The organism is Paracoccus limosus (assembly GCF_009711185.1).
In the GTDB taxonomy this organism is placed as follows: Bacteria; Pseudomonadota; Alphaproteobacteria; order Rhodobacterales; family Rhodobacteraceae; genus Paracoccus; species Paracoccus limosus.
On the sequence record NZ_WMIF01000015.1, the window covers coordinates 23,687 to 48,538 of the forward strand.

Annotated in this window: 24 protein-coding genes and 1 riboswitch; of the genes, 17 read left to right on the forward strand and 7 right to left on the reverse strand. The window is 66.8% G+C overall.

Going from position 1 to position 24,852, the window contains the following annotated elements:
• Positions 1–14 precede the first annotated feature (14 nt).
• On the reverse strand, positions 15–665 hold the full coding sequence (locus GL279_RS11605) for a nucleoside/nucleotide kinase family protein (RefSeq protein WP_155064803.1): 651 nt from the start codon (positions 663–665) through the stop codon (positions 15–17).
• Positions 666–817: 152 nt separating this feature from the next.
• On the opposite strand from GL279_RS11605, the gene GL279_RS11610 reads away from it, so the two are divergent.
• The 9 genes from GL279_RS11610 to minE all read left to right on the forward strand — a co-directional run bounded on the left by GL279_RS11610 (position 818) and on the right by minE (position 8,943).
• Positions 818–1,843: a nucleotidyltransferase family protein gene (locus tag GL279_RS11610; protein ID WP_246175287.1), complete on the forward strand. Its 1,026-nt coding sequence runs from the start codon at positions 818–820 to the stop codon at positions 1,841–1,843.
• A gap of 204 nt (positions 1,844–2,047) precedes the next feature.
• Positions 2,048–2,785, forward strand: coding sequence for a prephenate dehydrogenase (locus GL279_RS11615; protein ID WP_155064805.1), 738 nt, complete (start codon positions 2,048–2,050; stop codon positions 2,783–2,785).
• A gap of 285 nt (positions 2,786–3,070) precedes the next feature.
• Positions 3,071–3,838 carry an SDR family oxidoreductase gene (locus GL279_RS11620; RefSeq protein ID WP_155064806.1) on the forward strand — a complete coding sequence of 256 codons (768 nt, stop codon included), beginning with the start codon at positions 3,071–3,073 and terminating at the stop codon, positions 3,836–3,838.
• 98 nt (positions 3,839–3,936) lie between these two features.
• The gene (locus GL279_RS11625) at positions 3,937–4,968 is read left to right on the forward strand and encodes an Ldh family oxidoreductase (RefSeq protein WP_246175288.1); all 1,032 of its coding nucleotides are present in this window, start codon (positions 3,937–3,939) and stop codon (positions 4,966–4,968) included.
• Between the two features lie 101 nt (positions 4,969–5,069).
• Positions 5,070–6,086, forward strand: a complete 1,017-nt coding sequence (locus GL279_RS11630) for a Dyp-type peroxidase (protein WP_155064808.1) — start codon at positions 5,070–5,072, stop codon at positions 6,084–6,086.
• A 1-nt stretch (position 6,087) separates the two neighbouring features.
• Positions 6,088–6,885 (forward strand): family 1 encapsulin nanocompartment shell protein, encoded by a 798-nt coding sequence (locus tag GL279_RS11635; RefSeq protein WP_155064812.1) that lies wholly within the window; start codon positions 6,088–6,090, stop codon positions 6,883–6,885.
• 214 nt (positions 6,886–7,099) lie between these two features.
• Positions 7,100–7,825 carry a septum site-determining protein MinC gene (gene minC, locus GL279_RS11640; RefSeq protein ID WP_343039787.1) on the forward strand — a complete coding sequence of 242 codons (726 nt, stop codon included), beginning with the start codon at positions 7,100–7,102 and terminating at the stop codon, positions 7,823–7,825.
• A gap of 21 nt (positions 7,826–7,846) precedes the next feature.
• Complete coding sequence (minD, locus tag GL279_RS11645; protein ID WP_343039789.1) at positions 7,847–8,668, forward strand: septum site-determining protein MinD; 822 nt, start codon at positions 7,847–7,849, stop codon at positions 8,666–8,668.
• Positions 8,668–8,943, forward strand: a complete 276-nt coding sequence (gene minE / locus GL279_RS11650; RefSeq protein ID WP_155064814.1) for a cell division topological specificity factor MinE — start codon at positions 8,668–8,670, stop codon at positions 8,941–8,943. The genes minD and minE overlap by 1 nt, the downstream gene beginning before the upstream one ends.
• Before the next feature lie 42 nt (positions 8,944–8,985).
• Here the strand turns inward: minE and GL279_RS11655 are convergent, their stop codons facing one another.
• The gene (locus GL279_RS11655; protein ID WP_155064815.1) at positions 8,986–9,423 is read right to left on the reverse strand and encodes a 6,7-dimethyl-8-ribityllumazine synthase; all 438 of its coding nucleotides are present in this window, start codon (positions 9,421–9,423) and stop codon (positions 8,986–8,988) included.
• A gap of 74 nt (positions 9,424–9,497) precedes the next feature.
• Positions 9,498–9,632: riboswitch (FMN riboswitch) on the reverse strand.
• A 50-nt stretch (positions 9,633–9,682) separates the two neighbouring features.
• The gene (gene tkt, locus GL279_RS11660) at positions 9,683–11,713 is read right to left on the reverse strand and encodes a transketolase (protein WP_155064816.1); all 2,031 of its coding nucleotides are present in this window, start codon (positions 11,711–11,713) and stop codon (positions 9,683–9,685) included.
• Between the two features lie 144 nt (positions 11,714–11,857).
• Here tkt and GL279_RS11665 point away from each other — a divergent pair, with 144 nt between their 5' ends.
• The 6 genes from GL279_RS11665 to GL279_RS11690 all read left to right on the forward strand — a co-directional run bounded on the left by GL279_RS11665 (position 11,858) and on the right by GL279_RS11690 (position 17,180).
• The gene (locus GL279_RS11665; protein WP_343039790.1) at positions 11,858–12,622 is read left to right on the forward strand and encodes a DeoR/GlpR family DNA-binding transcription regulator; all 765 of its coding nucleotides are present in this window, start codon (positions 11,858–11,860) and stop codon (positions 12,620–12,622) included.
• A gap of 3 nt (positions 12,623–12,625) precedes the next feature.
• The gene (locus GL279_RS11670) at positions 12,626–13,393 is read left to right on the forward strand and encodes a triose-phosphate isomerase (protein WP_155064817.1); all 768 of its coding nucleotides are present in this window, start codon (positions 12,626–12,628) and stop codon (positions 13,391–13,393) included.
• Entirely contained in the window at positions 13,390–13,851 is a 462-nt protein-coding gene (gene derI, locus GL279_RS11675) for a D-erythrulose-4-phosphate isomerase (RefSeq protein WP_155064818.1), read from the forward strand. The genes GL279_RS11670 and derI overlap by 4 nt, the downstream gene beginning before the upstream one ends.
• Positions 13,852–13,854: 3 nt before the next feature.
• The gene (locus tag GL279_RS11680; RefSeq protein ID WP_155064819.1) at positions 13,855–14,835 is read left to right on the forward strand and encodes a class 1 fructose-bisphosphatase; all 981 of its coding nucleotides are present in this window, start codon (positions 13,855–13,857) and stop codon (positions 14,833–14,835) included.
• Positions 14,836–14,841: 6 nt separating this feature from the next.
• Positions 14,842–15,882, forward strand: coding sequence for a class II fructose-bisphosphate aldolase (fba, locus tag GL279_RS11685; RefSeq protein ID WP_155064820.1), 1,041 nt, complete (start codon positions 14,842–14,844; stop codon positions 15,880–15,882).
• 179 nt (positions 15,883–16,061) lie between these two features.
• Positions 16,062–17,180, forward strand: a complete 1,119-nt coding sequence (locus GL279_RS11690; protein ID WP_155064821.1) for an alkene reductase — start codon at positions 16,062–16,064, stop codon at positions 17,178–17,180.
• A 6-nt stretch (positions 17,181–17,186) separates the two neighbouring features.
• Here GL279_RS11690 and GL279_RS11695 read toward each other — a convergent pair whose 3' ends face one another.
• The 4 genes from GL279_RS11695 to GL279_RS11710 are packed head-to-tail and all read right to left on the reverse strand — an operon-like array spanning position 17,187 to position 22,192.
• Positions 17,187–18,140, reverse strand: a complete 954-nt coding sequence (locus GL279_RS11695) for a sugar-binding transcriptional regulator (RefSeq protein WP_155064822.1) — start codon at positions 18,138–18,140, stop codon at positions 17,187–17,189.
• Positions 18,141–18,164: 24 nt separating this feature from the next.
• Positions 18,165–19,097, reverse strand: coding sequence for a sugar phosphate isomerase/epimerase family protein (locus GL279_RS11700; RefSeq protein WP_155064823.1), 933 nt, complete (start codon positions 19,095–19,097; stop codon positions 18,165–18,167).
• A 7-nt stretch (positions 19,098–19,104) separates the two neighbouring features.
• Positions 19,105–20,622 carry a glycerol-3-phosphate dehydrogenase gene (locus GL279_RS11705; RefSeq protein WP_155064824.1) on the reverse strand — a complete coding sequence of 506 codons (1,518 nt, stop codon included), beginning with the start codon at positions 20,620–20,622 and terminating at the stop codon, positions 19,105–19,107.
• Between the two features lies 1 nt (position 20,623).
• The gene (locus GL279_RS11710) at positions 20,624–22,192 is read right to left on the reverse strand and encodes an FGGY-family carbohydrate kinase (RefSeq protein WP_155064825.1); all 1,569 of its coding nucleotides are present in this window, start codon (positions 22,190–22,192) and stop codon (positions 20,624–20,626) included.
• A gap of 438 nt (positions 22,193–22,630) precedes the next feature.
• Between GL279_RS11710 and GL279_RS11715 the strand changes: the two genes are divergently transcribed.
• The gene (locus GL279_RS11715) at positions 22,631–23,326 is read left to right on the forward strand and encodes a DUF2291 family protein (RefSeq protein WP_155064826.1); all 696 of its coding nucleotides are present in this window, start codon (positions 22,631–22,633) and stop codon (positions 23,324–23,326) included.
• On the forward strand, positions 23,323–24,846 hold the full coding sequence (locus GL279_RS11720) for a sugar ABC transporter ATP-binding protein (RefSeq protein WP_155064827.1): 1,524 nt from the start codon (positions 23,323–23,325) through the stop codon (positions 24,844–24,846). Before GL279_RS11715 ends, GL279_RS11720 begins: the two co-directional genes overlap by 4 nt.
• Positions 24,847–24,852 lie beyond the last annotated feature (6 nt).

A 24,852-nucleotide genomic window follows, 5' to 3' on the forward strand; every position in this document is an offset into this window, starting at 1 on the left:
GGGTCAAGCCGGGCTCAGAACCGCAGCACCAGATCGGCGGGCCGGCTTTCATGCGCCACCACGCGGCCATTGGGCAGATCGTTTTCCTGCAGCTTGAACGCAATCTCGGCCTCGTCCAGCCCGTGGCGCTGCCAGCGGCGCAGCAGGCGGCGGTGCAGCTCGTCCTCGGGCACCTCGATCATCGCTGTCAGATCGAAGCCGGCGCGCAGCCTGTCCCAGCCGGGGCGATCCAGCAGCAGGTAATTGCCCTCGATCACGATCAGCCGCGCCTCGGGCCCGATGATGCGGGCGCTGCCGCGCGAGATTTCCAGATCGCGGTCAAAGACCGGCACCGCCACCGCGCCCTCGGCCGGATCGCGCAGCCGCGCCAGCATCGCGCCAAGCCCGCCCAGATCGAAGGTGTCGGGCGCGCCCTTCCACGGCCGGCGGCCCATCTGGTGCAGCACCGCATCATCGTAGTGGAACCCGTCCATCGGCAGGATCGCCACCCGCCCCGGCGGGTCATCCAGCTGCGCGGCCAGCCGCTGGGCCAGCCGCGACTTGCCCGAACCGGGCGGCCCGGCAATCGCCAGCACCTGCCGCCCCGGTCGCGCCAGCAGCCCCTGGGCTGCGGCCACCAGCGGCGCAATATCGATCTGCGGCCGGTCGTCCCGTTCCTGCGCCATTCCCCGCATCCCTTGCTGTGGCGCGCCGACTATAGCGGCGCCTGTGCGCGCATCCAGAGCGGTCCTGCCTATACCCCACAGGAATTTTTCCGTGGGGTAGGAAAGTGCGCGGCATCGTGCTATACCCCACGGGAATATTCATGTGGGGTAGGATGCCCATGCAGAACCTGTCTCCGGTGGCGGTCGCGGCCTGGACCGACCTGCTGCGGCATTTGCGCGACGGCGCCGTGGCCGGGCTGCGCGGCACGCCGCGGCTGAAACAGGTCGGCCGCAAGAGCTATTGGTATGATCATTTCCGCATCGGCGCGCAGACCGTGGACCGCTATATCGGCGAGGACAGCCCCGAGCTGCAGGCCCGCATCGCCCGCGCCGAAACCCTGCGCGCCGCCATGCGCGAGCGTGAGCGTGAACAGGCCCGGCTGGTGCGCATCCTGCGCGCCGAGGGCTGCCTGATGACCGACCGCGCCACCGGGCAGGTGGTCTCGGCCATGGCGCGGGCCGGGGTGTTCCGGCTGGGCGGCACGCTGATCGGCACGCAGGCTTTCCGCTGCTACGAGGGCGAATTGGGCCAGCGCATCGGCTTTGATCAGGCGGCGATGACCGATGACGTCGACATCGCCAGTTTCGAGCGGCTGTCCATCGTCTTGCAGGATCAGGTGACCGAGCCGCTGACCGAGGTGTTCCAGGGTCTCAGCTTCGAGCCGCTGCCCTCGGTTGATGGCGCGCGGGTCTGGCGCTGGCGGCAAAGCAGCCAGCAGACGCTGGTCGAATTCCTGACCCCCGCCTTTGGCGCCGAAGAGGCGATTCGCGACCTGCCGGCGCTGGGGGTCTCGGCGCAGGCGCTGCATTACCTGAATTACCTGATCGCCGACCCGATACAGGTGCCGCTGCTGTATCGTTCGGGTGTGCTGGTGCAGGTGCCGCGCCCGGAACGCTTTGCCATCCACAAGCTGATCGTCGCCGACCGCCGCCGCGATGGCCCCGAGACGCTGAAGGCGCGCAAGGACCGCGCTCAGGCCGAATTCCTGATCCGCGCGCTGGCCGAGGACCGCCCCGAGGATCTGCGCGAGGCCCTTGAGCTGGCGCGCGACAGCGGCCCGGCATGGCGCAGCCGGTTGCAGGCGACGCTTTCGCGGATGCCGCAGGTGGCCGCCATGCTACAGGGGCTGGGCGCGTGAGCAGAGGGCGGCTTGACCCGGCCGCCACGCGGGACTATGCGCCGCGCCATGACCCGCAAGGCCCTGATCCTGACCAGCCGCTATTATCCGCTGCCCTGACGCAGCGGATGCCTTGCCATGCCACCGCTGTCCCTCTGCCAGCGGTCCGGCCCATGCCCTGAAAGCCCCTCGTGACCCTGGCGTTCTTTAGTAAAGGAAACCGCCATGATCACCCGTCCCGCTTCGACGCCCGCGCTCCAGCCCTCGCTGCTGCTGGTGGGCTTTGGCGCCTTTGGCCGGCTGTGCGCCCGGCTGCTGGCGCCGCATCTGCGCCTTGCGGTCTGCGACCCCGATCCGCAGGCCGGGGCGCTGGCGCGGCAGATGGGGCTGGCCCTGGCCGCGCCCGAGGCGGCGGGGGATTTCGATTTCGTGCTGCTGGCCGTGCCGGTCCCGGCGCTGGAACCCAGCCTGCGCCGGATCGCGCCGCATTTGCGGGCCGGGCAGATGGTGCTGGATGTCTGTTCGGTGAAAGAGGGGCCGGCGGCGCTGATGCTGCGGCTTTTGCCCGAATCGGTGCAGCTGCTGGCCACGCATCCGATGTTCGGCCCGCAAAGCTGCACCGGCGCGCCGGCAGGGGGGCGGGTCGTGCTGTGCCCCTTGCGCGGGGAATGGCGGCGAGTGGCGGGCTTTCTGCGTCGGCTGGGCCTGCGCCCGATCCTGAGCACACCGCAGGACCACGACCGCCACGCCGCCATGACGCAGGGGCTGACGCATCTGTTGGCGCGGGCCATGGCGGGGTTCGACCCGCATCCGGCGATCCGCACCCGCAGCTTTGATCTGCTGATGCAGGCGCTGGCGATGGTCGGTCAGGACGCGCCCGAGGTCTATGAGGCGGTGACGCGCGGCAATGCCCATGTCGCGCCGCTGCGCGAGCGGCTGATGCGCAACCTGGCGCAGGGTTAGGGCGGATTGGCCGAGGTTCGGGGACAGGTTTCGCAAAATCATTCGGGCGGCCGAAACCGGCCGCCCGCAAGGCGAAACATTCGCCAGAACAAATCGTTACAACAACAAACAGGCACTTGTTAACAACTGAAGGCCTTTTGCCAGACTTCGCGCATAAGGTGAACATGACCATTTGGACAGGATCGCTGTCGGGTGGTCTGGACCGGCCGGACAAGCGCGGTTGAAGCGGGCAGGGCAATCCGTCTAACTCGGCGCCGGGAGAAAATCGAAAGGGAGCCGCCGACCATGAGCCTGAAGCTGTTTGACCTGACCGGGCGCACCGCGCTGATCACCGGATCCTCGCGCGGGCTGGGCCGGGCCATGGCCGAGGGGCTGGCCGCTGCCGGCGCCCGCGTCATCCTGAACGGCAGCAATGCCGAGCGTCTGGAAAGCGCGGCGGCGGAAATGCGCGCCCAAGGCTTTGACGTGCTGACCGCCCCCTTCGATGTCGTGGACGAGGCCGCGGTTCTGGCCACATTCGCCCGCTTCGATGCCGAGGGGGTCGAGGTCGATATTCTTGTCAACAATGCCGGCATCCAGTTCCGCCGCCCGATGTTGGAGCTGGACACCGCCGACTGGCGCCGCGTTCTGGATGTGAATCTGACCGCCGCCTTTGTCATCGGCCGCGAGGCCGGGCGGCGGATGGCGGCGCGGGGGCGGGGCAAGATCGTCAACCTTGGCTCGCTGACCTCGGATCTGGCGCGGGCGACGATCGCGCCCTACACGGTCTCGAAAGGCGGCATCAAGATGCTGACCAAGGCCATGGCCGCCGAATGGAGCCAGCATAACGTGCAGGCCAATGCCATCGGGCCGGGCTATATGCTGACCGACATGAACCAGGCGCTGCTGGCCGACGCCGCCTTCGACGCTTGGGTCAAGGGCCGCACCCCCGCCCGGCGCTGGGGCCGCCCGGACGAGCTGGCGGGGCTGGCGATCTTTCTGTCCTCCGAGGCCTCGAACTATATCTCGGGGCAGATCATCTATGCCGATGGCGGGCTCAGCGCGGTGCTCTAGCCGTCACGGGGCCGGCCCCGCCTTGCCTTGCGCCGCCGCGCGGGGCTAGACCCAAGCCGCCGGCCGCCTGCGGCCTTTCGTCCGAAATGAGGTGCCCCTTGTCCCGCCCCGCCATCAGCGTCGATGCGCTTTTGTCCGAAGTGACCGAAATCCTGACCGGCGCCGGGTTCTGCGATGCGCAGGCCCGCGCGCTGGCTGCCACCATCGTCGCCGGCGAACGCGACGGCTGCAAATCGCATGGCATCTATCGGCTGGAAGGCTGCCTGCGCACGGTCAAGGCCGGCAAGGTCGATCCGACCGCACTGCCCGAACTGGCCGATGCCGGCGGCGGCGTGATCCGGGTGCTGGCCCATGACGGGTTCTCGCCCGCCGCCTTTGATCTTGGCCTGCCGGTCCTGTGCGAGCGCGCCCGCGATCTGGGGCTGGCGGCGCTGGTCATCAACGATTGCACGCATTTCTCGGCGCTTTGGCCCGAAATCGAGGCGATCACCGCCCAAGGGCTGGCGGGTCTGGCGATGTGCCCCAGCTATGCCACCGTCGCCCCGGCCGGCGGCAGCGCCGCGCTGTTGGGCACCAACCCGCTGGCCTTTGGCTGGCCGCGCGGCGATGCGCCGCCCTATGTCTTTGACTTTGCCACCTCGGTTGCCGCGCGCGGCGAGATCGAGCTGCACCGTCAGGCCGGCAAGCCGCTGCCCGAGGGCTGGGCCGTCGATGCGCAGGGCCAGCCCACCACCGACCCCGAGGCGGCGCTGGCCGGCGCCATGCTGCCCTTTGGCGCGCACAAGGGCTCGGCCATCTCGACCATGATCGAGCTGCTGGCCGGCGCGATGATCGGCGATCTGACCAGCCCCGAGGCACTGGACTATCTGGGCACCACGACGCTGGCGCCCCATCACGGCGAGCTGATTCTGGCCCTTGACCCGGCGAAATTCGCAGCCGGGCGCGCCGGCGATCCGATGGCGCGGGCCGAGGGCCTGTTCACCGCGATTCTGGGGCAGGGCGCCCGCCTGCCGTCGCAACGCCGCTTTGCCGCCCGTGAACAGGCGCTGACGCAGGGCATCGCGCTGACCGAGGCCGAGGTTGCGCTTTTGGCCCGGCTGCGCCGCCAGGGGCTGGATGCGGTCGATTGACGCAACGGACCGATGCGGCGGGTTGATGCGGCCGACCCCCCTTGCACTTGGCCGGACATGAGGGTTCATTCCTCTGGTCTGCCAGCGCAAAGGGATCGCCCATGTTCTCCAGCCAGCCTGTCGACGGTGACCTGACCGCCAATGCCATCTTCCTGACGCTGTCGTTGCACGGGGATGATGCGGCGCTGCAGGCCTTTCGCGATTTTTGTGCCGATCTGCCGGGGCTGATCCGTGCGGTCGGCTTTCGCAATGCCGGGGCCGGGCTCAGCTGTGTCCTTGGCATCGGCGACGGGCTTTGGGACCGGCTGGCCATGGGCGCGCACCCGCAGGGCCTGCACCCGTTCCGCGAGATCGCGGGCGTGCATCGGGCGCCTGCGACGGCGGGCGACATCTTGCTGCATATCCGCGCGACCCGGCCCGATTTCTGTTTCGAGCTCGCGACCCAGATCATGCGCCGCCTTGGCAGCGTGGCCACCGTCGAGGACGAGACGCAGGGTTTCAAGTTCTTTGACAACCGCGACCTGCTGGGTTTTGTCGATGGCACCGAAAACCCGGCCGGCGCGGATCGCAGCAGTGCCGTGCTGATCGGCGATGAGGATGCGGGTTTCGCCGGCGGCAGCTATGTCATCGTGCAGAAATACCTGCATGACATGGCCCGCTGGGAGGCGATGAGCACCGAGGCGCAGGAACAGGTGATCGGCCGCCACAAGCTGTCGGATATCGAATTTCCCGATGCCGAAAAGGCCAGCCACGCCCATAACGTGCTGACCAACATCAATGACGCCGAAGGCAATCAGTTGCAGATCCTGCGCGACAACATGCCCTTCGGCAGCCCGGCGCGCTGCGAATTCGGCACCTATTTCATCGGCTACGCCTGCGAGCCGGGCCGGATCGAGACCATGCTGACGAACATGTTCGTCGGCCTGCCGCCGGGCAATTACGACCGCATTCTGGACGTCTCGACGCCGGTGACGGGGGCGCTGTTCTTTGTGCCCTCGGCCGGTCTGCTGGACCGCATCGGCGCGGGCCAGCCGGCCCTGCCGCCCGCCGCGCCGAATGAACCCGACCCGCGCCCGCAGGGTTCGCTGGGCATTGGATCCTTGAAACAGGGGAACTGACATGGACAACCTTCACCGCAGCCTTGCCCCGATCAGCGATGCCGCATGGGCCCAGATCGAGGAAGAGGCCGCGCGCACGCTGAAACGCTATCTGGGCGCGCGCCGCGTCGTCGATCTGCACGGTCCCGAGGGGTTCGACCTGTCGGCCATAGGCACCGGGCATCTGCGCCCGGCCAGCGCGCTGGCCGAGGGCGTCGATTGCCGCCAGCGCGAGGTCAATCCGCTGGTCGAGTTGCGCGTGCCGTTTCGCCTGAGCCGCGCCGCCATCGACGATGTGGCGCGCGGCGCCAATGACAGCGATTGGCAGCCGCTCAAGGATGCCGCCCGCCAGATCGCGCTGGCCGAGGACCGGCTGGTGTTTCAGGGTTATGCCGATGCCGGCATCAAGGGCATCCTGCCCGAAAGCAGCAATGCCGCCGTGCCGCTGCCGAAGGATGTCGCGGATTACCCCGAGGCGGTGGCCCGCGCCGTCAGCGGGCTGCGGCTGGCCGGCGTCAACGGCCCCTATGCGCTGGTCCTTGGCACCGCCGCCTTTACCGAGGCCACCGGCGGCGCCGAGGACGGCTATCCGGTGCTGAAACATCTGGAAAAGCTGGTCGATGCCCCGGTCGCATGGAGCCAGGCGCTGGAGGGCGGCGCCGTGGTGAGCACGCGCGGCGGCGATTTCGACCTGTGGCTGGGTCAGGACATCTCGATCGGCTATCTCAGCCATGATGCCGCAGGCGTGACGCTGTATCTGCAGGAAAGCCTGACCTTCCAGATGCAGACCAGCGAGGCGGTGGTGGTGCTGAAGGCCTGATCGCCCGGCGACACGACCGATCAAAATGGCGAGAGTCTGCCAGACCCGGCTTTGCAGCAGCAAAATCGGGGAAAGACATGGACGCTGCTCGCCTGAGCGGTTACTGAGAGACACAAAACAGCGACCCGCGGGATTCTCGCGGGCCAGAGGATCGGACAGAACCGCGGTGCAGGCGCAAGGCAAGAACAATGGCGCGACGCGCAGAGTCGCGAGCGTGAAACCTTTGCAGGTCAGGGGCCGGTTCTTTACCGCCATCGCCCTGCATCTTACCGGGCGCGCCGATCAGGCCTTTTTCGACGCGCTGGATGAAAAGCTGCTGCAGACGCCGCTGTTTTTCGAAAATGCACCGCTGGTGCTGGATCTTGAGGAATCGCAGGGTCTGGGCGGTCCGCGCGATCTGGCCGATCTGGCCGAGGCGCTGCGCGCACGCAGGCTTTCGGTCTTTGGCGTGCAGAACGGCACAGCCGAACAGGCCGAGGCCGCGATTGCGGCGGGCCTTGTCGTGCTGCCGCCCGGTGGCGGGCGCAGCGTGCCGCTGGAACGCGTCTCACGCGATCACAGCCCGCGCGACCCGAAACAGGCACTGGCCGCCGCCGCAGCCGAGCCCCTGCCCACGACGCGGCTGATCACCCAGCCGGTGCGCTCGGGCCAGACCATCTTTGCCGACCGGGGCGATCTGATCATCATCGGCCCGGTCAGCTCGGGCGCCGAGATCATCGCCTCGGGCAATATCCATGTCTATGGCCGGTTGCGCGGCCGCGCTCTGGCTGGGGTGAACGGCGACACCACGGCGCGCATCTTCTGCAATGCGCTGGATGCCGAGCTGCTGGCGATCGCCGGGCTTTACACCACCAGCGAGGCTTTGGCCGCCGACACGCCGCGCCAGTTCGTCCAGGTCTTCCTGGAGGACGAGAAGCTGCGCGTCGAAACCCTCAAGTAACACACGGAAAGGAATCGTTTCGTGAGCAAGGTCATCGTAGTGACATCCGGCAAGGGCGGGGTCGGCAAGACCACCTCGTCGGCCGCCATCAGCGCAGGGCTCGCGATGCGCGGGCACAAGACGGTCGTGATCGATTTCGATGTGGGTCTGCGCAACCTCGACATGATCATGGGCTGCGAACGCCGGGTGGTCTTTGACTTCATCAACGTGATTCAGGGCGACGCCAAGCTGAAACAGGCGCTGATCAAGGATCGCCGGCTGGAAAACCTGTATGTCCTGCCGACCTCGCAGACCCGTGACAAGGACGCGCTGACCAAAGAGGGCGTCAAGAAGGTTCTGGACGAGCTGCGCGAGGATTTCGACTATATCGTCTGTGACAGCCCCGCCGGGATCGAGCGCGGCGCGCATCTGGCGATGTATTACGCCGATGAGGCGGTCGTCGTGACCAACCCCGAAGTGTCGTCCGTGCGCGACAGCGACCGGGTGCTGGGCCTGCTGAATTCCAAGACCTTCCTTGCCGAAAAGGGCGATGGCAGCAACGTCAAGGCGCAGCTGCTGCTGACCCGTTTCGACCCGGCCCGTTCGGCCAAGGGCGAGATGATGAGCGTTCAGGACGTGCTGGAGATCCTTGCGATCCCGCTTTTGGGCATCATCCCGGAAAGCACGACCGTGTTGAAGGCCTCGAACGAGGGCACGCCGGTGATTCTGGACGAGACCTCGGGCGCGGCCAAGGCCTATATGGATGCCGTCGGCCGTCTGGTCGGCGAACAGATCGAGATGAAGGTGACTTCGGGTGATCAGCGGCGCGGGTTCCTCCAGCGGCTGCTGGGGCGGACGGCCTGATGTTCAGTTCGCTTTTCCGTCCACGCAAGCCGAATTCGGCCCAGACCGCCAAGGACCGCTTGCAGATCCTGCTGGCGCATGAACGCGCCGGCGGCTCGGTCGCCAATCCCGATTTCCTGCCGATGCTGCAGCGCGACATCCTTGAAGTCGTGCGCAAGCATCTGGAAATCGACGGCGATGCGGTCGATGTGAAGCTGGAACGCAGCGATGATCTGTCCAGCCTTGAAATCAATATCGAACTGCCGGGCAATTCGCGTCAGCGCCCGCGCGCCTGATCCGCAACGACGGTGGGGCGGTTTCCCGCCCCGCCGATGCCGTTACACCGCCAGCGCGGCGACCATGCGCACGGCATTGGCCGCCTCGGCGCCCTTCTTGACGAAATGCTCGCGGTAGAAATGCTTGTGTTCGTCACTGGCATGGAAATGATGCGGCGTCAGGCTGACCGAGAACGTCGGCACGCCGGATTCCATCTGTGCCTGCATCAGCCCCGACACCACCGCCTGAGCGACGAAATCGTGGCGATAGATGCCGCCATCCACCACCAGTGCGGCGGCAACGATGGCATCATATTTGCCGGTCTGCGCCAGTTTCTTGGCCAGAAGCGGCATCTCGAACGCGCCGGGCACGTCGAAGGCCGCGACCGTGCAAGGCGTGCCGGCATCGGCCATATCCGAGGTAAAGCCTTCCAGCGCGCGATCAACGATATCTGCGTGCCAGCGGGCCTTGATGAAGGCGATATTGAGGGGTTTAGTCATGGTATCGGAACCTTTCCTGATCACAGAATGGCCCCAAGGCGATCGCAGGACAGGCCACGGCATGCCATGACCAGCCCCATTCTCTTTCATCCGGACTATGACCGTCGGCCCCGGAATTTCACCGGATCTGCTGACCCCCTGCCGGCTGGCAGGGGCGCTCGCGGGCTATCACCGCCGGTGGGGAGTCTCACCCCGCCCCGAGAACGTTGTATTTCTGGACCGGGCCCGGGGGAATGACAAGCCCCCGGACCCGGCTTTGTCACTTTCCTACCAGCGTCTTGACGCGGGCGATGGCATCCTCGGCGGTGATGCCGAATTCCTTGTAGAGCCGGTCGATCGGGGCCGAGGCGCCAAAGCCGGTCATGCCGATCACATCGTCTTCGCTGGCGACATAGCGGGTCCAGCCGAATTTTCCGGCGGCCTCGATGGCGACGCGCGGCGCATCGCCCAGCACGTCCTTGCGATAGGCCTCGGGCTGGGCGTCGAACAGCTCCCAGCTGGGCATCGAGACGACGGCGACCGACAGCCCTTCGGCGTGCAGCTTTTCGGCGGCCTCGACGGCGATGGCGACCTCGGTGCCGGTGGCGATCAGCGTCGCGTCGCGGCCCTCACCGAACTGGCGGATCACATAGGCGCCCTTGGCGGTCAGGTTCTCGGTGCCAGCCTCGAGCCGCAGCTGCGGCACGTCCTGACGCGACAGCGCCAGCAGCGAGGGCACATGGCGGTTGCGGATGGCGATGTCCCAAGCCTCCAGCGTCTCGACCGTATCGGCCGGGCGCAGAACGGTCAGGTTCGGGATGGCGCGCAAGGACGCCAGATGCTCGACCGGCTGGTGGGTCGGGCCGTCTTCGCCCAGACCGATGCTGTCATGCGTCATGACATAGATCGTGCCCACGCCCATCAGCGCCGACAGACGGATCGCGTTGCGGGCATAGTCCGAGAACACCAGGAAGGTGCCGCCATAGGCGATGAAGCCGCCATGCAGGTTGATGCCGTTCATCGCGGCGGCCATGCCGAATTCGCGCACGCCGTAACCGATGTAACGGCCGGGCGCCTCGCGGGTGTATTGGCTGTCCACCGCCTTGACGCGCGTCAGGTTCGAGCCGGTCAGGTCGGCAGAGCCGCCGATCATCTCGGGCAGGGCCGGCGTCAGCGCCTCAAGCGCCATCTGGCTGGCCTTGCGGGTCGCGGCCTTTTTCGGATTGGCGAACAGCTCGGCGCGGGCGTCTTGCAGCGTCGGCTCATAATCGCCGGGCAGGGTGCCGGACAGGCGGCGGTCGAATTCGGCGCGAGTGTCCTGCGGCTTTGCGGCCAGACGGGCTTCCCAATCGGCGCGGGCTTTCGCGCCACGGCTGCCGATGGCGCGCCACTCAGCGGCCAGATCGTCAGGGATGACAAAGGGCTCGGCCGACCAGCCGATGGCCTCTTTGGTCAGCGCAGCCTCGTCCTTGCCCAAGGGCGAGCCGTGGACGGCATAGCTGCCGGCCTTGTTGGGCGAGCCGAAACCGATCACGGTCTTCATCGCGATCAGCGAGGGTTTGGCGGTTTCGGCCTTGGCGGCGGTCAGCGCCTTGTCCAGCGCTTTGCCGTCATGACCGTCGCAGGACTGCACATGCCAGCCCATCGCCTCGAACCGGGCCGGGATGTTTTCCGAGAAGGAAACCGAGGTCGGCCCGTCGATGGTGATGGCGTTGTCATCGTAAAGCACGATCAGCTTGCCAAGGCCCAGATGGCCGGCAAGGCTGGCGGCCTCTTGTCCGATGCCTTCCTGCAGGCAGCCGTCGCCCAGCATGACATAGGTGTGATGATCGACCAGATCGTCGCCGAATTCGGCGGCCAGCCGGCGCTCGGCCAAGGCCATGCCGACGGCGGTGGCGATGCCCTGACCCAAGGGGCCGGTGGTGGTCTCGATGCCCTTGGCATGGCCGTATTCCGGGTGGCCGGCCGTGATCGCGCCCCACTGCCGGAAGTTGCGGATCTGCTCGATGGTCATGTCCTCATAGCCGGTCAGATGCAGCACGCTGTAAAGCAGCATCGAGGCGTGGCCATTCGACAGAACAAAGCGGTCGCGATCCGGCCAGTCGGGGTTTTTCGCGTCGAATTTCAGGTGCTTGCCGAACAGGACAGCGGCCGCATCGGCCATGCCCATGGGCGCGCCGGGGTGGCCGGAATTGGCCGCGTTCACCGCGTCGATGCTGAGCGCGCGAATGCAGTTGGCAAGCGCGAAATTCTCCGGGTCAAGCGCGGCCTTGGCAGCGATCTTCGGGTCTTTGGGCGAATCTAGGGGCATGGCAATCCTCCGGTTTTGCGGCTGCATAACCCGCTCTGGCAGCGATAACAACAATAATCACAAACGGTAATCACAATGTCACAAAAATAATGTTGCGAATTGCGTGGTTCGTGTTAGAACCGCGCCGAACAGGGGGGACTTCGGGTGAAGCGCGACGACCGCAGACAGGCGATCATGGATCTGCTGGCCGCCAGTCGCGCGGTCGAGCTGGACGCGCTTGCCGATCGTTTTGGCGTCTCGCGCATGACCATCCACCGCGATCTGGACGACCTTGAGCAGGCGGGCCTGCTGCGCAAGGTGCGGGGTGGGGCGACCATCGAGGCCGGAACCCAGTTCGAAAGCGATTTCCGCATCCGTGAATTGCAGGATGCCGATGCCAAGGCGCGCATGGCCCGCGCCGCGCTGGATCTGGTCGAACCGGGCATGACCGTCATGGTCAACGACGGCTCGATGGCGGCGCTTTTGGGCGCGCGGCTGACCGACAAGGCGCCGCTGACCGTCATCACCAACAATGCCGCCGTGATCGAGGCGCTGAAATCCGCGCCGCGCGTCACGCTGATCGCGCTTGGCGGCACGTTCAGCGCCAAGTTCAACGGCTTTTTCGGCGTCGTGACCGAGGATGCGCTGGCGCGGCTGCGCGCCGATCTGGCCTTTGTCTCGACCCCCGCCGTGGCCGGGCTGCACGCGTTCCACATGGACGATGCCGCCGTGCGGGCCAAGCGCGCGATGATCGCCGGCGCCGACCGCGCCGTGCTCATGGTCAATCACAACCGTTTCGGACGTTCGGCCCTGCATGAGCTGGCCGCGCTGTCCGATTTCCACGCCATCATCACCGATGCCGCCCCGCCGCCCGCCGATCGCGCCGCGATCGAGCGCGCCGGCCTGCGGCTGACCATCGCAAAGGACTGAAAGATGACCGACTTCTGGATCGGCACCAGCTGGAAGATGAACAAGACCCTGGCCGAGGCGCAGGCCTTTGCCACCGCGCTGGCCAGTGCCGACGCCGCGCGCGATCCCCGCATCCAGCGCTTTGTGATCCCGCCCTTTACCGCCGTGCGGCAGGTCAAGGAAATTCTTGCCAACACCTCGGTCAAGGTGGGCGCGCAGAACATGCACTGGGCCGACGACGGCGCCTGGACCGGCGAGATCAGCCCGCTGATGCTGACCGATTGCGGGCTGGACATTGTCGAGCTGGGCCATTCCGAACGCCGCGAGCATTTCGGCGAAACCAATGAGACCATCGGCCTGAAAACCGCCGCCTCCGTTCGCCACGGCCTGATCCCGCTGATCTGCATCGGCGAGACTCTGGCCGAACGCGAGGCCGGCCGCGCTCGCGAGGTGCTTGAGACGCAGGTGCGCGGTGCGCTGGCTGGCGTCGCTGACAGCGATGCCCCGGTCCTGCTCGCCTATGAGCCGGTCTGGGCCATCGGCGTGAACGGCATCCCCGCCACCTCGGATTACGCAGATGCGCGTCAGGCCGAGATCATCGCGGTGGCGCAGGAGGTTCTGGGCCGGCGCGTGCCCTGCCTCTACGGCGGCTCGGTCAATCCCGAGAACTGCGAGGAACTGATCGCCTGCCCGCATATCGACGGGCTGTTTATCGGGCGCTCGGCCTGGAAGGTCGAAGGCTATCTGGACATTCTGGCGCGGTGCGCCGCAACCATCGGAGACGTGAAATGAAACTGGCAATCGCAGGCGACAGCGCGGGTGAAGGTCTGGCCAAGGTTCTGGCCGATCACCTGAAAGACAAGCACGAGGTTGCCGAGATCTCGCGCACTGACGAGGGCCCGGACGCCTTCTATGCCGATCTGTCGGATCGGGTGGCAAATGCGGTGCGGGACGGCAAATATGACCGCGCCATTCTGGTCTGCGGCACCGGCATCGGTGTCTGCATCTCGGCCAACAAGGTGCCGGGGATCCGCGCCGCGCTGACGCATGACACCTATTCGGCCGAGCGCGCCGCGCTGTCGAACGACGCCCAGATCATCACCATGGGCGCCCGCGTCATCGGCACCGAACTGGCCAAGGCCATCGCCGATGCGTGGCTGGCCCAGACGATGAATTTCGATCCCAAAGGCCGTTCGGCCGGCAACGTCTGCGCCATCGAAGATGTCGAAGCCAAATACATGAAGGGCTGAGCGATGCTGAAGCTGCCCAATGATGGCCCGGCGCAGGGCCGCCTGCTTTCGGACGTGCTGACGGGGGATGGCCCCGCCGCCATCGTTCTGGCGGTCGCCGAGGCCCAGCCGCCCCTGGCCGCGCGCCTTGCCGCTGGCCGGATGCATGGCGACCCCGAGGCCATCGTCGGCACCAATGACAGCGGCGACAAGCAGAAGGCACTGGATGTCGCCGCCCACGATCACATGATCGAGGTTCTGCGCGCCGCCGGTGTCCGGCAGGTGCTGTCCGAAGAGGCCGAAGAGGTCATCACCCTGAACCCCGGCGGCGACTGGGACGTGGCCATCGACCCGATCGACGGCTCGGGCAGCATCGGCATCGGCGCGCCTTTGGGCATGCTGTTTTCCATCCTGCCCGCCGCGCCCGAGGGGTTCTTGCGCGACGGCCGCGCCGTGGTTGCGGCAGGCTATGCCAGTTTCGGCCATTCGGTCGATTTCGGCTGGTCGCTGGGCGATGGCACCCATATCGCCACCTGGGACGCCGAGGCCGGCGCCTTCCGCGTCACCCGCGAAAACGTCATGCTGAAACCCACGGCCTCGACCATGGCCTATAACGCCTCGAACGAACGGCACTGGGCGCCCGGCCTGCAAGCCTGGGTGGCCGATCTGCGCGCGGGCAAGGACGGGCCGCGCGGGCGCGATTTCAACATGCGCTGGCTGGCCGCCGCCGTGGGCGAATTGCACCGCATCCTGCTCAAGGGCGGGCTGTTCATCTATCCCGCCGACGCGCGCAAGGGCTATGAGAACGGCCGGCTGCGTCTGGTCTATGAATGCGTGCCCATCGCCTTTCTGATCGAGCAGGCCGGCGGGCTGGCCTCGGACGGCACGCAACCGATCCGTTACCGCAAACCGTTAGCGTTACATGACATGACGCCGCTGGTTTTCGGCGCTAAGGACGAGGTCGAAACGGTCCTCGACTATCTTTCCGGGCCCAGAAAAGGATAAGATTTCATGGCTATGATTACCCTGCGCCAGCTTCTCGACCATGCGGCAGAGAATGGTTACGCGGTCCCTGCCTTCAACATCAACAACATGGAGCAGGGCCTGTCGGTGATGACCGCGGCCGTGGCCACCAACAGCCCGGTGATTCTGCAGGCCAGCCGTGGCGCGCGTGCCTATGCCAACGATCTGGTTCTGGCCGGTCTGATCGAGGGTCTGTCGCGCGCCTATCCCGACATTCCGATCTGTATGCATCTGGACCATGGCAACGGTCTGGCGACCTGCGCCACCGCGATCCAGAACGGCTTTACCTCGGTGATGATGGACGGCTCGCTGAAGGCCGATGGCACCACCCCGGCCGATTACGCCTATAACCGCGACATCACTGCCAAGGTGGTCGAGATGGCCCATGCCTGCGGCGTCTCGGTCGAGGGCGAGCTGGGCGTTCTGGGCAGCCTCGAAACCGGCATGGGCGATCAAGAGGATGGCCATGGCGCCACCGAACAGCTGAGCCATGACCAGCTGCTGACCGACCCCGACGAGGCGGTGCGTTTCGTCAATGACACCCATGTCGACGCGCTGGCCATCGCCATGGGCACCAGCCACGGCGCCTATAAATTCACCCGCAAGCCCGATGGCGACATCCTGGCCATGCATGTGATCGAGGAAATTCACCGCCGCCTGCCCAACACCCATCTGGTGATGCATGGCTCGTCCTCGGTGCCCGATGATCTGCAGCAGATCATCAACAACTATGGCGGCGACATCAAGCCGACCTGGGGTGTGCCGGTCGAGGAAATCCAGCGCGGCATCAAATCGGGCGTGCGCAAGGTCAATATCGACACCGACAACCGGCTGGCGATGACCGCCGCGATCCGCAAGGTCTTTTCGGAAGAGCCGGCCGAGTTCGATCCGCGCAAATACCTCAAGCCCGCAATGGCGATGATGACCGAGATCTGCAAGGCCCGGTTCGAGGCCTTCGGCACCGCCGGCAATGCCTCCAAGCTGCGGCCGCTGCCGCTGGCCTCGATGGCGAAACGCTACAACGGCTGATCCGGCACCTGCGGGTCGCGCCCCTGCGGCCCGCGACACCCGGCAGCCTTGATCGGGGCGGGCCTTGGCCCGCCCCGTTTGCATCTTTCCGTGACGGCATGGCCGCTGCCCGGCGCTGGCGGAACCCGCGCCCGCAGACTAGGGTTGTGCCCCGACCCCTCACCAGCACGGAACATCACATGACCCGGAACGCCGCGCTTTTCGACGCCCTGACCCTTGGCGGGATTCATGCCCGCAACCGCATCGTCATGGCGCCCCTGACCCGTTCGCGCGCCACGGCGCAGGAAAACATGCCCACGGCGCTGAATGCCGAATATTACGCGCAGCGCGCGGGCGCCGGGCTGATCGTCAGCGAGGCCACCCAGATCAGCCCCGAGGGGCAGGGCTATGCCTGGACCCCCGGCATCTTTTCCGAAGATCAGGTGCGCGGCTGGAAACTGGTGACCGATGCCGTCCACGCGCAGGGCGGCAAGATCGTCTGCCAGCTTTGGCATGTCGGCGCGATCAGCCATGGCGTGTTCCAGAACGGCGGCGCGCCGGTCTCGTCCAGCGTCTGGACGCCGCAGGGCGAGGCCTTTGTCGGCGATCTCTTGGCCGATGGCCCGCTGGCCCCGCACCCCGAGGCCCGGGCGCTGCGGCTGGATGAAATCCCCCGGCTGCTGGCCGATTACCGCCACGCCTGCGAATGCGCCCGGCGCGCCGGTTTCGACGGGGTCGAGGTGCATGGCGCCAACGGCTATCTGATCGACCAGTTCCTGCGCTCGTCGGTGAACCGGCGCGAGGACGCCTATGGCGGCCCGGTCGAAAACCGCATCCGCCTGCTGGTCGAGGCGATCGAGACGGCGGCTGCCGTCTGGGGCGCCGATCACGTCGGCGTGCGTCTGTCGCCCACCGGCGGCCCGGGTGGCAGTTTCGATGCCGATCCGCATGGGCTTTATACCGCCGCCGCCGCCGCGCTGTCGGGCCGGGGGCTGGCCTATCTGCATGTGATCCGCCCCAACAGCCACACCGGCCCCGAAAGCGGGCGCGAGGACAGGATCGGCGATCTGGTCGGCGACATGCGCCGCGCCTTTGACGGGCCCTTCATCGCCAATGGCGAGTTTACCCCCGAAGAGGCCGCCGACTGGGTGCGCGAGGGGCGCGCCGATGCCATCGCCTTTGGCCGGCTGTTCATCTCGAATCCGGATCTGCCGCAGCGGATCGCGGCGGGCGGGCCCTATGCCAGCCCAAATCCCGCGACCTTCTATGGCGGCGGCGCGCAGGGCTATACCGATTACCCGGCGCTGGCGCAGGCCTAGGCGGGGTCACTCTTCGGCCAGGATCGCCCTGGCCGAGACCTCATCGGTGATCAGGCCCGACAGGCGGCCGCTTTTCAGCACCGCTTTCAGCGCCGCGACCTTGCCCGGCCCGCCGGCGATTGCCACGATCCGGCTGCCGGGCGGGCCATCCAGCCCCACCGACAGCGTGCGCGCGCTCAGCGCGGTTTCCAGCACGCGGCCATCCTTGTCAAAGAAATGGCCCAGAATCTCGCCCACGCCACCGGCGGCATTGATCTCGGCGATCTCATGGGGCTCGATCATGCCCGAGGAGACCAGCTGCGCGCTGGCATCGACCGCGCCCATGCCGGCGAATTTCAGCGTCGCGCCATTGGCCATGTCGAACAGGTCGCGCACCCCCGGCTGCGTCAGCAGCACCGCCAGATCCCGGTCGGAATTGGTGAAGAAGGGCACCGGCAGCACATAGGATTGCGCCCCGGTGCGCTGCGCCAGCGCATACATCACATCATGCGGGTTGGTGGCATAGTCACGGGTGAACCCGCCCAGCAGCGATACGAAGCGCGTGCCGTTCGCGGTGATGCGCGGCATCTGCTGCACGGCCGAGGCCAGCGTGCGGCCATGACCCAGCCCGATCACCGCATCCTCGCCGCGCTCGATCTCGCGGCGCAAAAAGGCCGCGCCCGCCAGTCCCAGCGCGCGCAGCGGCAGGTCGTCCTCGGCCAGATCGGGGGCGACCTCGCAATAGCTCAGGCCATAGCGGGCGCAAAGCTGGTCCTCAAGCGCAGCGCATTCGACGATCTCGCCGTCGATGGCGACCTTGACCACGCCATCGGCCACCGCCCGGGCGATCAGCCGATGCGCCTTGACTGAAGGCACGCCCAGCCGTTTCGCCACCGCCGCCTGCGTCAATCCGCCGGCGTAATGCAGCCATGCCGCGCGGATGGCGAGGCTTTGTTCGGGGTCGATGGGGCTGCGGCTCATGGCGCTGATCCTTTGGCTTTCGCCTCAGATATTCAGCTTATCCGCGCCGGTGTCGATATGCGGCGCCCAGAAGGCCACGCTTTCGGCGATCTGGGCGATGACCTGACGGTCGTTCGGCTCGCGTTCCTTGAAGCTGAGTTCAAGGCAGATCTCATTGTCCACGGCGCCACCTTCGGCGAAGGCTGCCAGCAGCGGTTCGGGCTGGATGCGGCCCTTGGCGTTGAACTCGGCGGTAAAGGGCTTGTGGCCGGATTTGTCCATCATCGACTGCTTGATGTGGATGATCGGGCTGACACGCGGTACGGCGCGCGCCCAGGCGTAGGGGTTGGTGTCGTCAGGGTTGGGGCTGGTCACGTCGCCATGGTCGATATCGGCCATCATCCACATCGGCACCGCCATTTTCGCCGCCGTCAGCCGATCTTGCAGCGCCATGGTCGCGGCGATGGTTTCGCCGAATTCGCGCCCCACGCTCATCGGCTCCCAATAGACATAGCTCAGGCCCGCCGATTTCGCATGCTCGGCCACCTCGGCCCAGCAGTCGATGGCGATCTGGATCAGTTCTTCGCGCCGCGCGGCATCGTCGAAATCGCGATAGGTAAAGATCGCGAATTGCGTGCCCACCGAGACCCCGCCCAGATCGGCGGTGATATCGGCGAAGGTCTTGAACCAGTCGACGTAATAGCGCCGGACGTCGCGGTCGGGATGGCCGAAGTGGTTCAGCCGCCCATAGGGCCCGGTCATGCCGCTGGTGACGCGCACCCCGGTCCGCGCCAGTGCCGCAGACATCTGGCGCGTCAGGCAGCGGATCACCGGGGCGGGCCAGCTTGGGTTGATGAATTCATGCGTCAGTTGCAGGTCGCGGATCTTCAGATCGCGCGCCACAGTGTCGATCAGGTCATCTGGGTCGGCAAAGCGGTTGACCAGCGGATTGGTGTTCAGCGAAAGCGTCAGGGCCATGGCGTCCTCAGGCAGCTTGCGCCAGATCCGAGCGGTCGAACCACTCGGCAAATTCGCGGCGCTGGTCTTCGGTCAGATGCAGGTAATGTTTGGTGCGGCGATACAGGATGTCGTCGGGGCGCAGCGCCCATTCGCGCGCGACCAGATAGCGCACCTCGGCCTCATAAAGATTGCCACCGAAATGCCGGCCCAAGCCTTGCAGCGACAGCGCGCCCGCCACCACGTCGCGGGTGCGGGTGCCGTAAAGCCGACCGTAATGCTGCACCAGCGGGCGCGGCATCCACGGATGCAGTTCGCGCAGCAGCTCGGCAAAGCTTTCGTAATCGGCATTGGCCATGTCGCCGCCGGGCAGGGGGGCGGTTTCGGTCCAGTCCGGGCCCATGGCCGGAAAGATCTCGCGCAGGCGGTGCATGCCGCGTTCCGCGAGTTCGCGGAAGGTGGTGATCTTGCCGCCGAACACGTTCAGCAGCGGCGCGCCGCCCGTCTGGTCCAGATCAAAGACATAGTCCCGCGTCACCGCCGAGGGGTTGCCCTTGCCGTCGTCAAACAGCGGCCTGACCCCCGAGAAGGAATGCAGCACGTCCTCGCGCCGCAGCTTTTCCTTGAAATAGCGGTTCACGGCGGCCAGCAGATAGTCGATCTCGGTCTCGTCCGCCGTCACATCCTCGGCCCGGCCCTGATAGGCAATGTCGGTGGTGCCGATCAGCGCCTTGTCGCCCTCATAGGGGTTGATGAAGATCACGCGCTTGTCGTGGTTCTGCACCAGATAGGCGTTCGATCCCGCCCACCATTTCGGCACGATGATATGGCTGCCCTTGACCAGCCGGACGTTGCGGCTGGAGTGCGAGCCGGCCACGCGACCGATCACGTCGCTGACCCATGGCCCCGCGCAATTGACGATGCAGCGGGCGCGGAAGCTGCGGATTTCGCCGGTGATCTCGTTGCGGGTCTCGACGGTCCATGCGCCATTCTCGCGCCGGGCCGAGATGCAGGGGCTGCGCGTCAATACCTCGGCGCCGCGCTCGGCAGCGTCCAGCGCGTTCAGCACCACAAGGCGGGCGTCATCGACCCAGCAATCGCTGTATTCGAAACCCTTGACGTATTGGTCCAGAAGCGGCGCGCCCTCGGGGTCGCGGCGCAGATCCAGCGTGCGGGTGCCGGGCAGTTTCTTGCGCCCGCCCAGATGGTCGTAAAGAAACAGCCCCAGCCGCACCAGCCATGCCGGGCGGTCCTGCGGCGAATGCGGCAGCACGAAGCGCATCGGCCAGATGATATGCGGCGCGGCGTTCAACAGCACCTCGCGTTCGATCAGCGCCTCGCGCACCAGCCGGAATTCGTAATATTCCAGATAACGCAGCCCGCCATGCACCAGTTTGCCCGAGCGCGAGGACGTGCCCTGCGCCAGATCGTCCTTTTCGCACAGCACGACCTTCAGGCCGCGCCCGGCAGCATCGCGGGCGACACCGGCACCGTTGATGCCGCCGCCGATCACGAAAAGGTCGATCATGTCCTGATCCTTGGTCATCTCAATCTCCTTTCGGGGCGCGGGCCTGTGCCAGCGCGTCCCATGCCGGCGGCAGGGCCTGCCTTGCGGCGGAAAATGCGGGGAAAAGCCGGTCATATGCGGCGACCAGGCCGGGTTCGGGCGGCTCGGCCGCGCCCAGCAGCGGCGTGACCCATTCGGCAATGCAGGCATCCATGTCGGGATAGGCGCCGATGGCGACGGCGGCCATCATCGCGGCGCCCGCGGCCCCCGCCTCATCGCGGGCCGAGACGCGCACCGGCGCGTTCAGCGCCGCCGACAGGATGGCGCGCAGCGCGCCGGAACGCGCAGCCCCCCCGGTCAGGCGCAATTCGCCGGGCAGGGGTCCCATGGCGGCGTAGCAATCGCGCATCGCCATGCCCAGACCTTCGGCCACGGCGCGCACCAGATCGGGATAGCGATGCCCCGCCGACAGGCCGACAAAGCCCGCCCGCGCATCGGCGTTCACAAACGGCCCGCGTTCGCCCGCGTCCGAGATATAGGGGTGGTAAACGATCTGGCCGGGGCGGGATTGCGCCAGCCAGCCGTCGATGCGCGCCACCAGATCGCGATGCGTCACCGGTTGGCCCATGTCGGACAAAAGATCAGCCGCCACGCCCAGAATCCAGTCAAGGTTCAGGGTCGCGGCCATATTGGTCTGCACCTGCGTCACGATGCCCGGGACCGGCAGGCAGATGACATAGCCGGTGCCCTGCGCGTTCAGATGCACGTCCTCGGCCCGCACGGCGCGCAGATGCACCCCGGTCGAGCCGACGGTGGAGCAGGCGATATCGCCCGCCGCCTGCCCGCCATAAACCCCGGCGCCAAGCGCGGTCATCACCATGTCCACATAGCCCAGACTGACCGGCGTGCCAGCGCGCAGCCCGGTCGCGGCTGCCGCCTCGGGGGTCAGCGGAGAGGTCTGGCGGGTGCCATCGACGATCTGCGGCAAGAGGTTGCGGCGGTGACCCAGCCCCAGCGCCTCGATCACCAGCGGGTCATACTGCCGGTCGCGGAAATTGCCAAAGGTAAAGCTCGCCTCGGACGGGTCGGTGGCGCGCACCCCGGTCAGGTTCAGATACAGCCAGTCCTTGCAATGCAGCGCCACCTCGGCCCCGTCCAGAAGCTCGGGGAAATGCGCATCCATATGCGCCATCTGGCTGCCCTGCTGGCAGGTGTTAAGCCCGGTGCCCGTCGCCTCGAACCGGGCGCGGTTCTGCGGATGGCCTGCCAGCGCCTGCACCGTGGGCGCGGCGCGCGCGTCCAGCCACAGCCAGGCATCGCCCACCGGCCCGTCGCGGCCCACGAGCCAGGTTCCGTCGCCCTGCGCCGTGACCGACAGCGCGGCGGTGCGCGCCGCCAGATGCGGCACCTTTTCGCCCAAGCCCCGCAGCGCGGCGGCGCAATCGGCCCAAGTCTGGGGCAGGGATTGGGTGGCCGCGCCGTCGCGGCCCATGTGATAGCGGTTGGCGACCGCAGCGGCGGCCAGTTGCCGCCCGGCCAGATCAAAGGCCACGGCCTTGATCACCGATGTCCCGGCGTCAATGCCGATCAGGATGTCAGTCCCGGACATGGTGCGACCTGCTGCCCGGATCGCTTGCGTGCTGGCGCATGGCTCTCCTCCTCGGCCGCCGGCCATGCGGCCGGGCGGCATGCCATCCCCGGTGGGCATGGCCAATTCCTCGGTCTGTTTCATAGCGCAGACTCACCGGCGCGGGAATGATTTTTTTTGCAGACACAGAAAAAAATTTCAGCTACCTTTGCCGTAACGACGGGATTCGGGCCGCACCCGGATCGCGCCAGATGACGAGGAGGACGCCGGGCTGATCGCCTGCCCGGCCGCATGACCAGCCAGAGGAGGGGCCGGAAAATGCACGGAATTTCCCAGGATCGCCTGTGCGCGGCCAAGGGGCGCGGCAGAATGCGCCGCCCCGGCCTGTGCTGATTCGCCGATCCGACTGGCCGGCCGCCCGCCGGTCCCAGCCCCACCCATAAGAACCGAGGCCCGAACATGGTCCAGAGCACTGCCCCCGCCGGCGCCGTCCCGAAGTCCACCACCCCGAAGACACCGGCCCCGAAGGCGCCGGCGCCCTCGCGCCGTGGTCTGATCATCGCTCTTGCCGCCGTCGCCGCCGTGGTGGCCGGCATCGCGCTGGATACCCGCGTCGTCCACATCGGGTCCGAGGCGGATGTGCGCCAGCAGGCCTTTTCCCCCGACGCTTACGGCCAGAAGGAATTCCCCCGCATCGCCGAGGCGATCAAGGCCAAGGCCGGCGCGGCGCCGGAACTGGCGGCCGCGATTGCTGCCGACAAGGATGCGGCCATCGCCAAATACGGCGCGCCCTCGACCACCGGCGCGATCATGTCGGTGCGGGTAACGGGCGTGGCGGGTGAGGCCAAGGCCGGGATCTATCCGCTGACCGTCGCCGGCATGCCGGATGGCGTGAATGTCCGCGTGCAGACCGGCCCGGCGATCAACGGCACCGACCTGCGCGATGCGCCCGGCGACATTGCCTTTGGCGGCTTCAAGAACCAGATCGAATATCAGAACGCCGGCGCTGGCATCAACCGCGCCATGAAGGCCGCCGTGCTGGACAAGATCGACGCTGCCAACCTGACCGGCAAGACCGTCGAGGTCACCGGCGCCTTCCGCCTGATCAACCCCAAGAACTGGCTGATCACCCCGGTCGAGGTGGTGGTGAAATGAGCCGCGCCCCCTTTACCAAGGGCGAGGTGGTGCTGGCGGCACGCCAGGTCGCCAAATCCTATGGCAATGTCCATGCGCTGAAAGGCGTGAATTTCGACATTCATCGCGGTCAGGTCACGACGCTGTTCGGCGAGAACGGCGCCGGCAAGTCCACGCTGATGAAGATCCTGTCGGGCGTCATCCAGCCCACCACCGGAGAGATCGTGCTGGACGGCCAGCCCGTCGCCTTCGGCAGCGCCAATGAGGCGCGCGACCGCGGCATCTCGATCATCCATCAGGAACTCAGCCTCGCGCCGAACCTATCGGTGCGCGACAATATCTTCATGGGCCGCGAGATCATGGGCCCGACCGGTGTGAACTTTGCCGAAGAAGAGCGTCAGGTCCGCCGCCTGATGGAGGAACTGGAAGAGGACATCGATCCGCTGACCCCGGTCGAGGAATTGCGTCTGGGCCAGCAGCAGATCGTCGAGATCGCCCGCGCCCTGTCCGTGGACAGCCGCATCCTGATCATGGACGAGCCGACCAGCGCGCTGTCGGCAAGTGAAGTCGAGGTGCTGTTCAAGGTCATCCGCGACCTGACCGCCAAGGGCGTTTCCATCGTCTATATCTCGCACCATCTGGAAGAGGCGCTGACAATCACCGATCATGCCGTGGTGCTGCGCGACGGCACCATGACCGCCTATGCGCCGCGCGCCGAGATCGATCTGGAATGGATCGTGCGCAATATGGTCGGCGAAAACTACGATCTGGGCGCGCCGCCCGCCACCACCTTTGGCGAGGTGGCGCTGTCGGTCCGCAACCTGTCGGTGCCCGATCCGGCGGGCTTTGATCTGGTGGACAAGCTGTCTCTGGATGTGCGCGCGGGCGAGATCGTCTGCATCTATGGCCTGATGGGCGCCGGCCGCACCGAGCTTCTGGAGACCTGCGCCGGACGTCTGACCGCCTCGGGCGGCGAGATCGTGCTGGAGGGGCGCGAAATCTCGCATCTGTCGATTGCCGAGCGTATCTCGCGCGGTCTGGCGCTGGTCCCCGAGGACCGGCAGCGCGACGGTCTGGTCCAGACGATGAGCGTGGGGCAGAACCTGTCGCTGGCCTCGATCAGCAGCTTTACGCGCGGGCTCTTCACCAGCCGCCGGGCCGAGCGGCAGCTGATCGAACATTCGATCAAGACCGTCACCGTCAAGACCGCCGGCGGCCATGCCGCCATCGGCTCGCTCTCGGGCGGCAACCAGCAGAAGGTGGTGATCGGCAAGATGCTGGCCACCAACCCCCGCGTCATCATGCTGGACGAACCCTCGCGCGGCATCGACATCGGCGCCAAGGCCGAGGTGTTCAAGCTGCTCGCCAAGGGCGCCGAAAGCGGGCTGGCCGTCATCTATACCACATCCGAAGTCAGCGAAGGCCTGTCCATCGCGCATCGGATCATCGTCATGCACAAGGGCCGCATCTCGGCCGAATTCGATTCCACCGTCACCAAAGAAAAGATCATGGCCGCCTCGGGCGAGTCCGTGGCCGCCTGACGGATC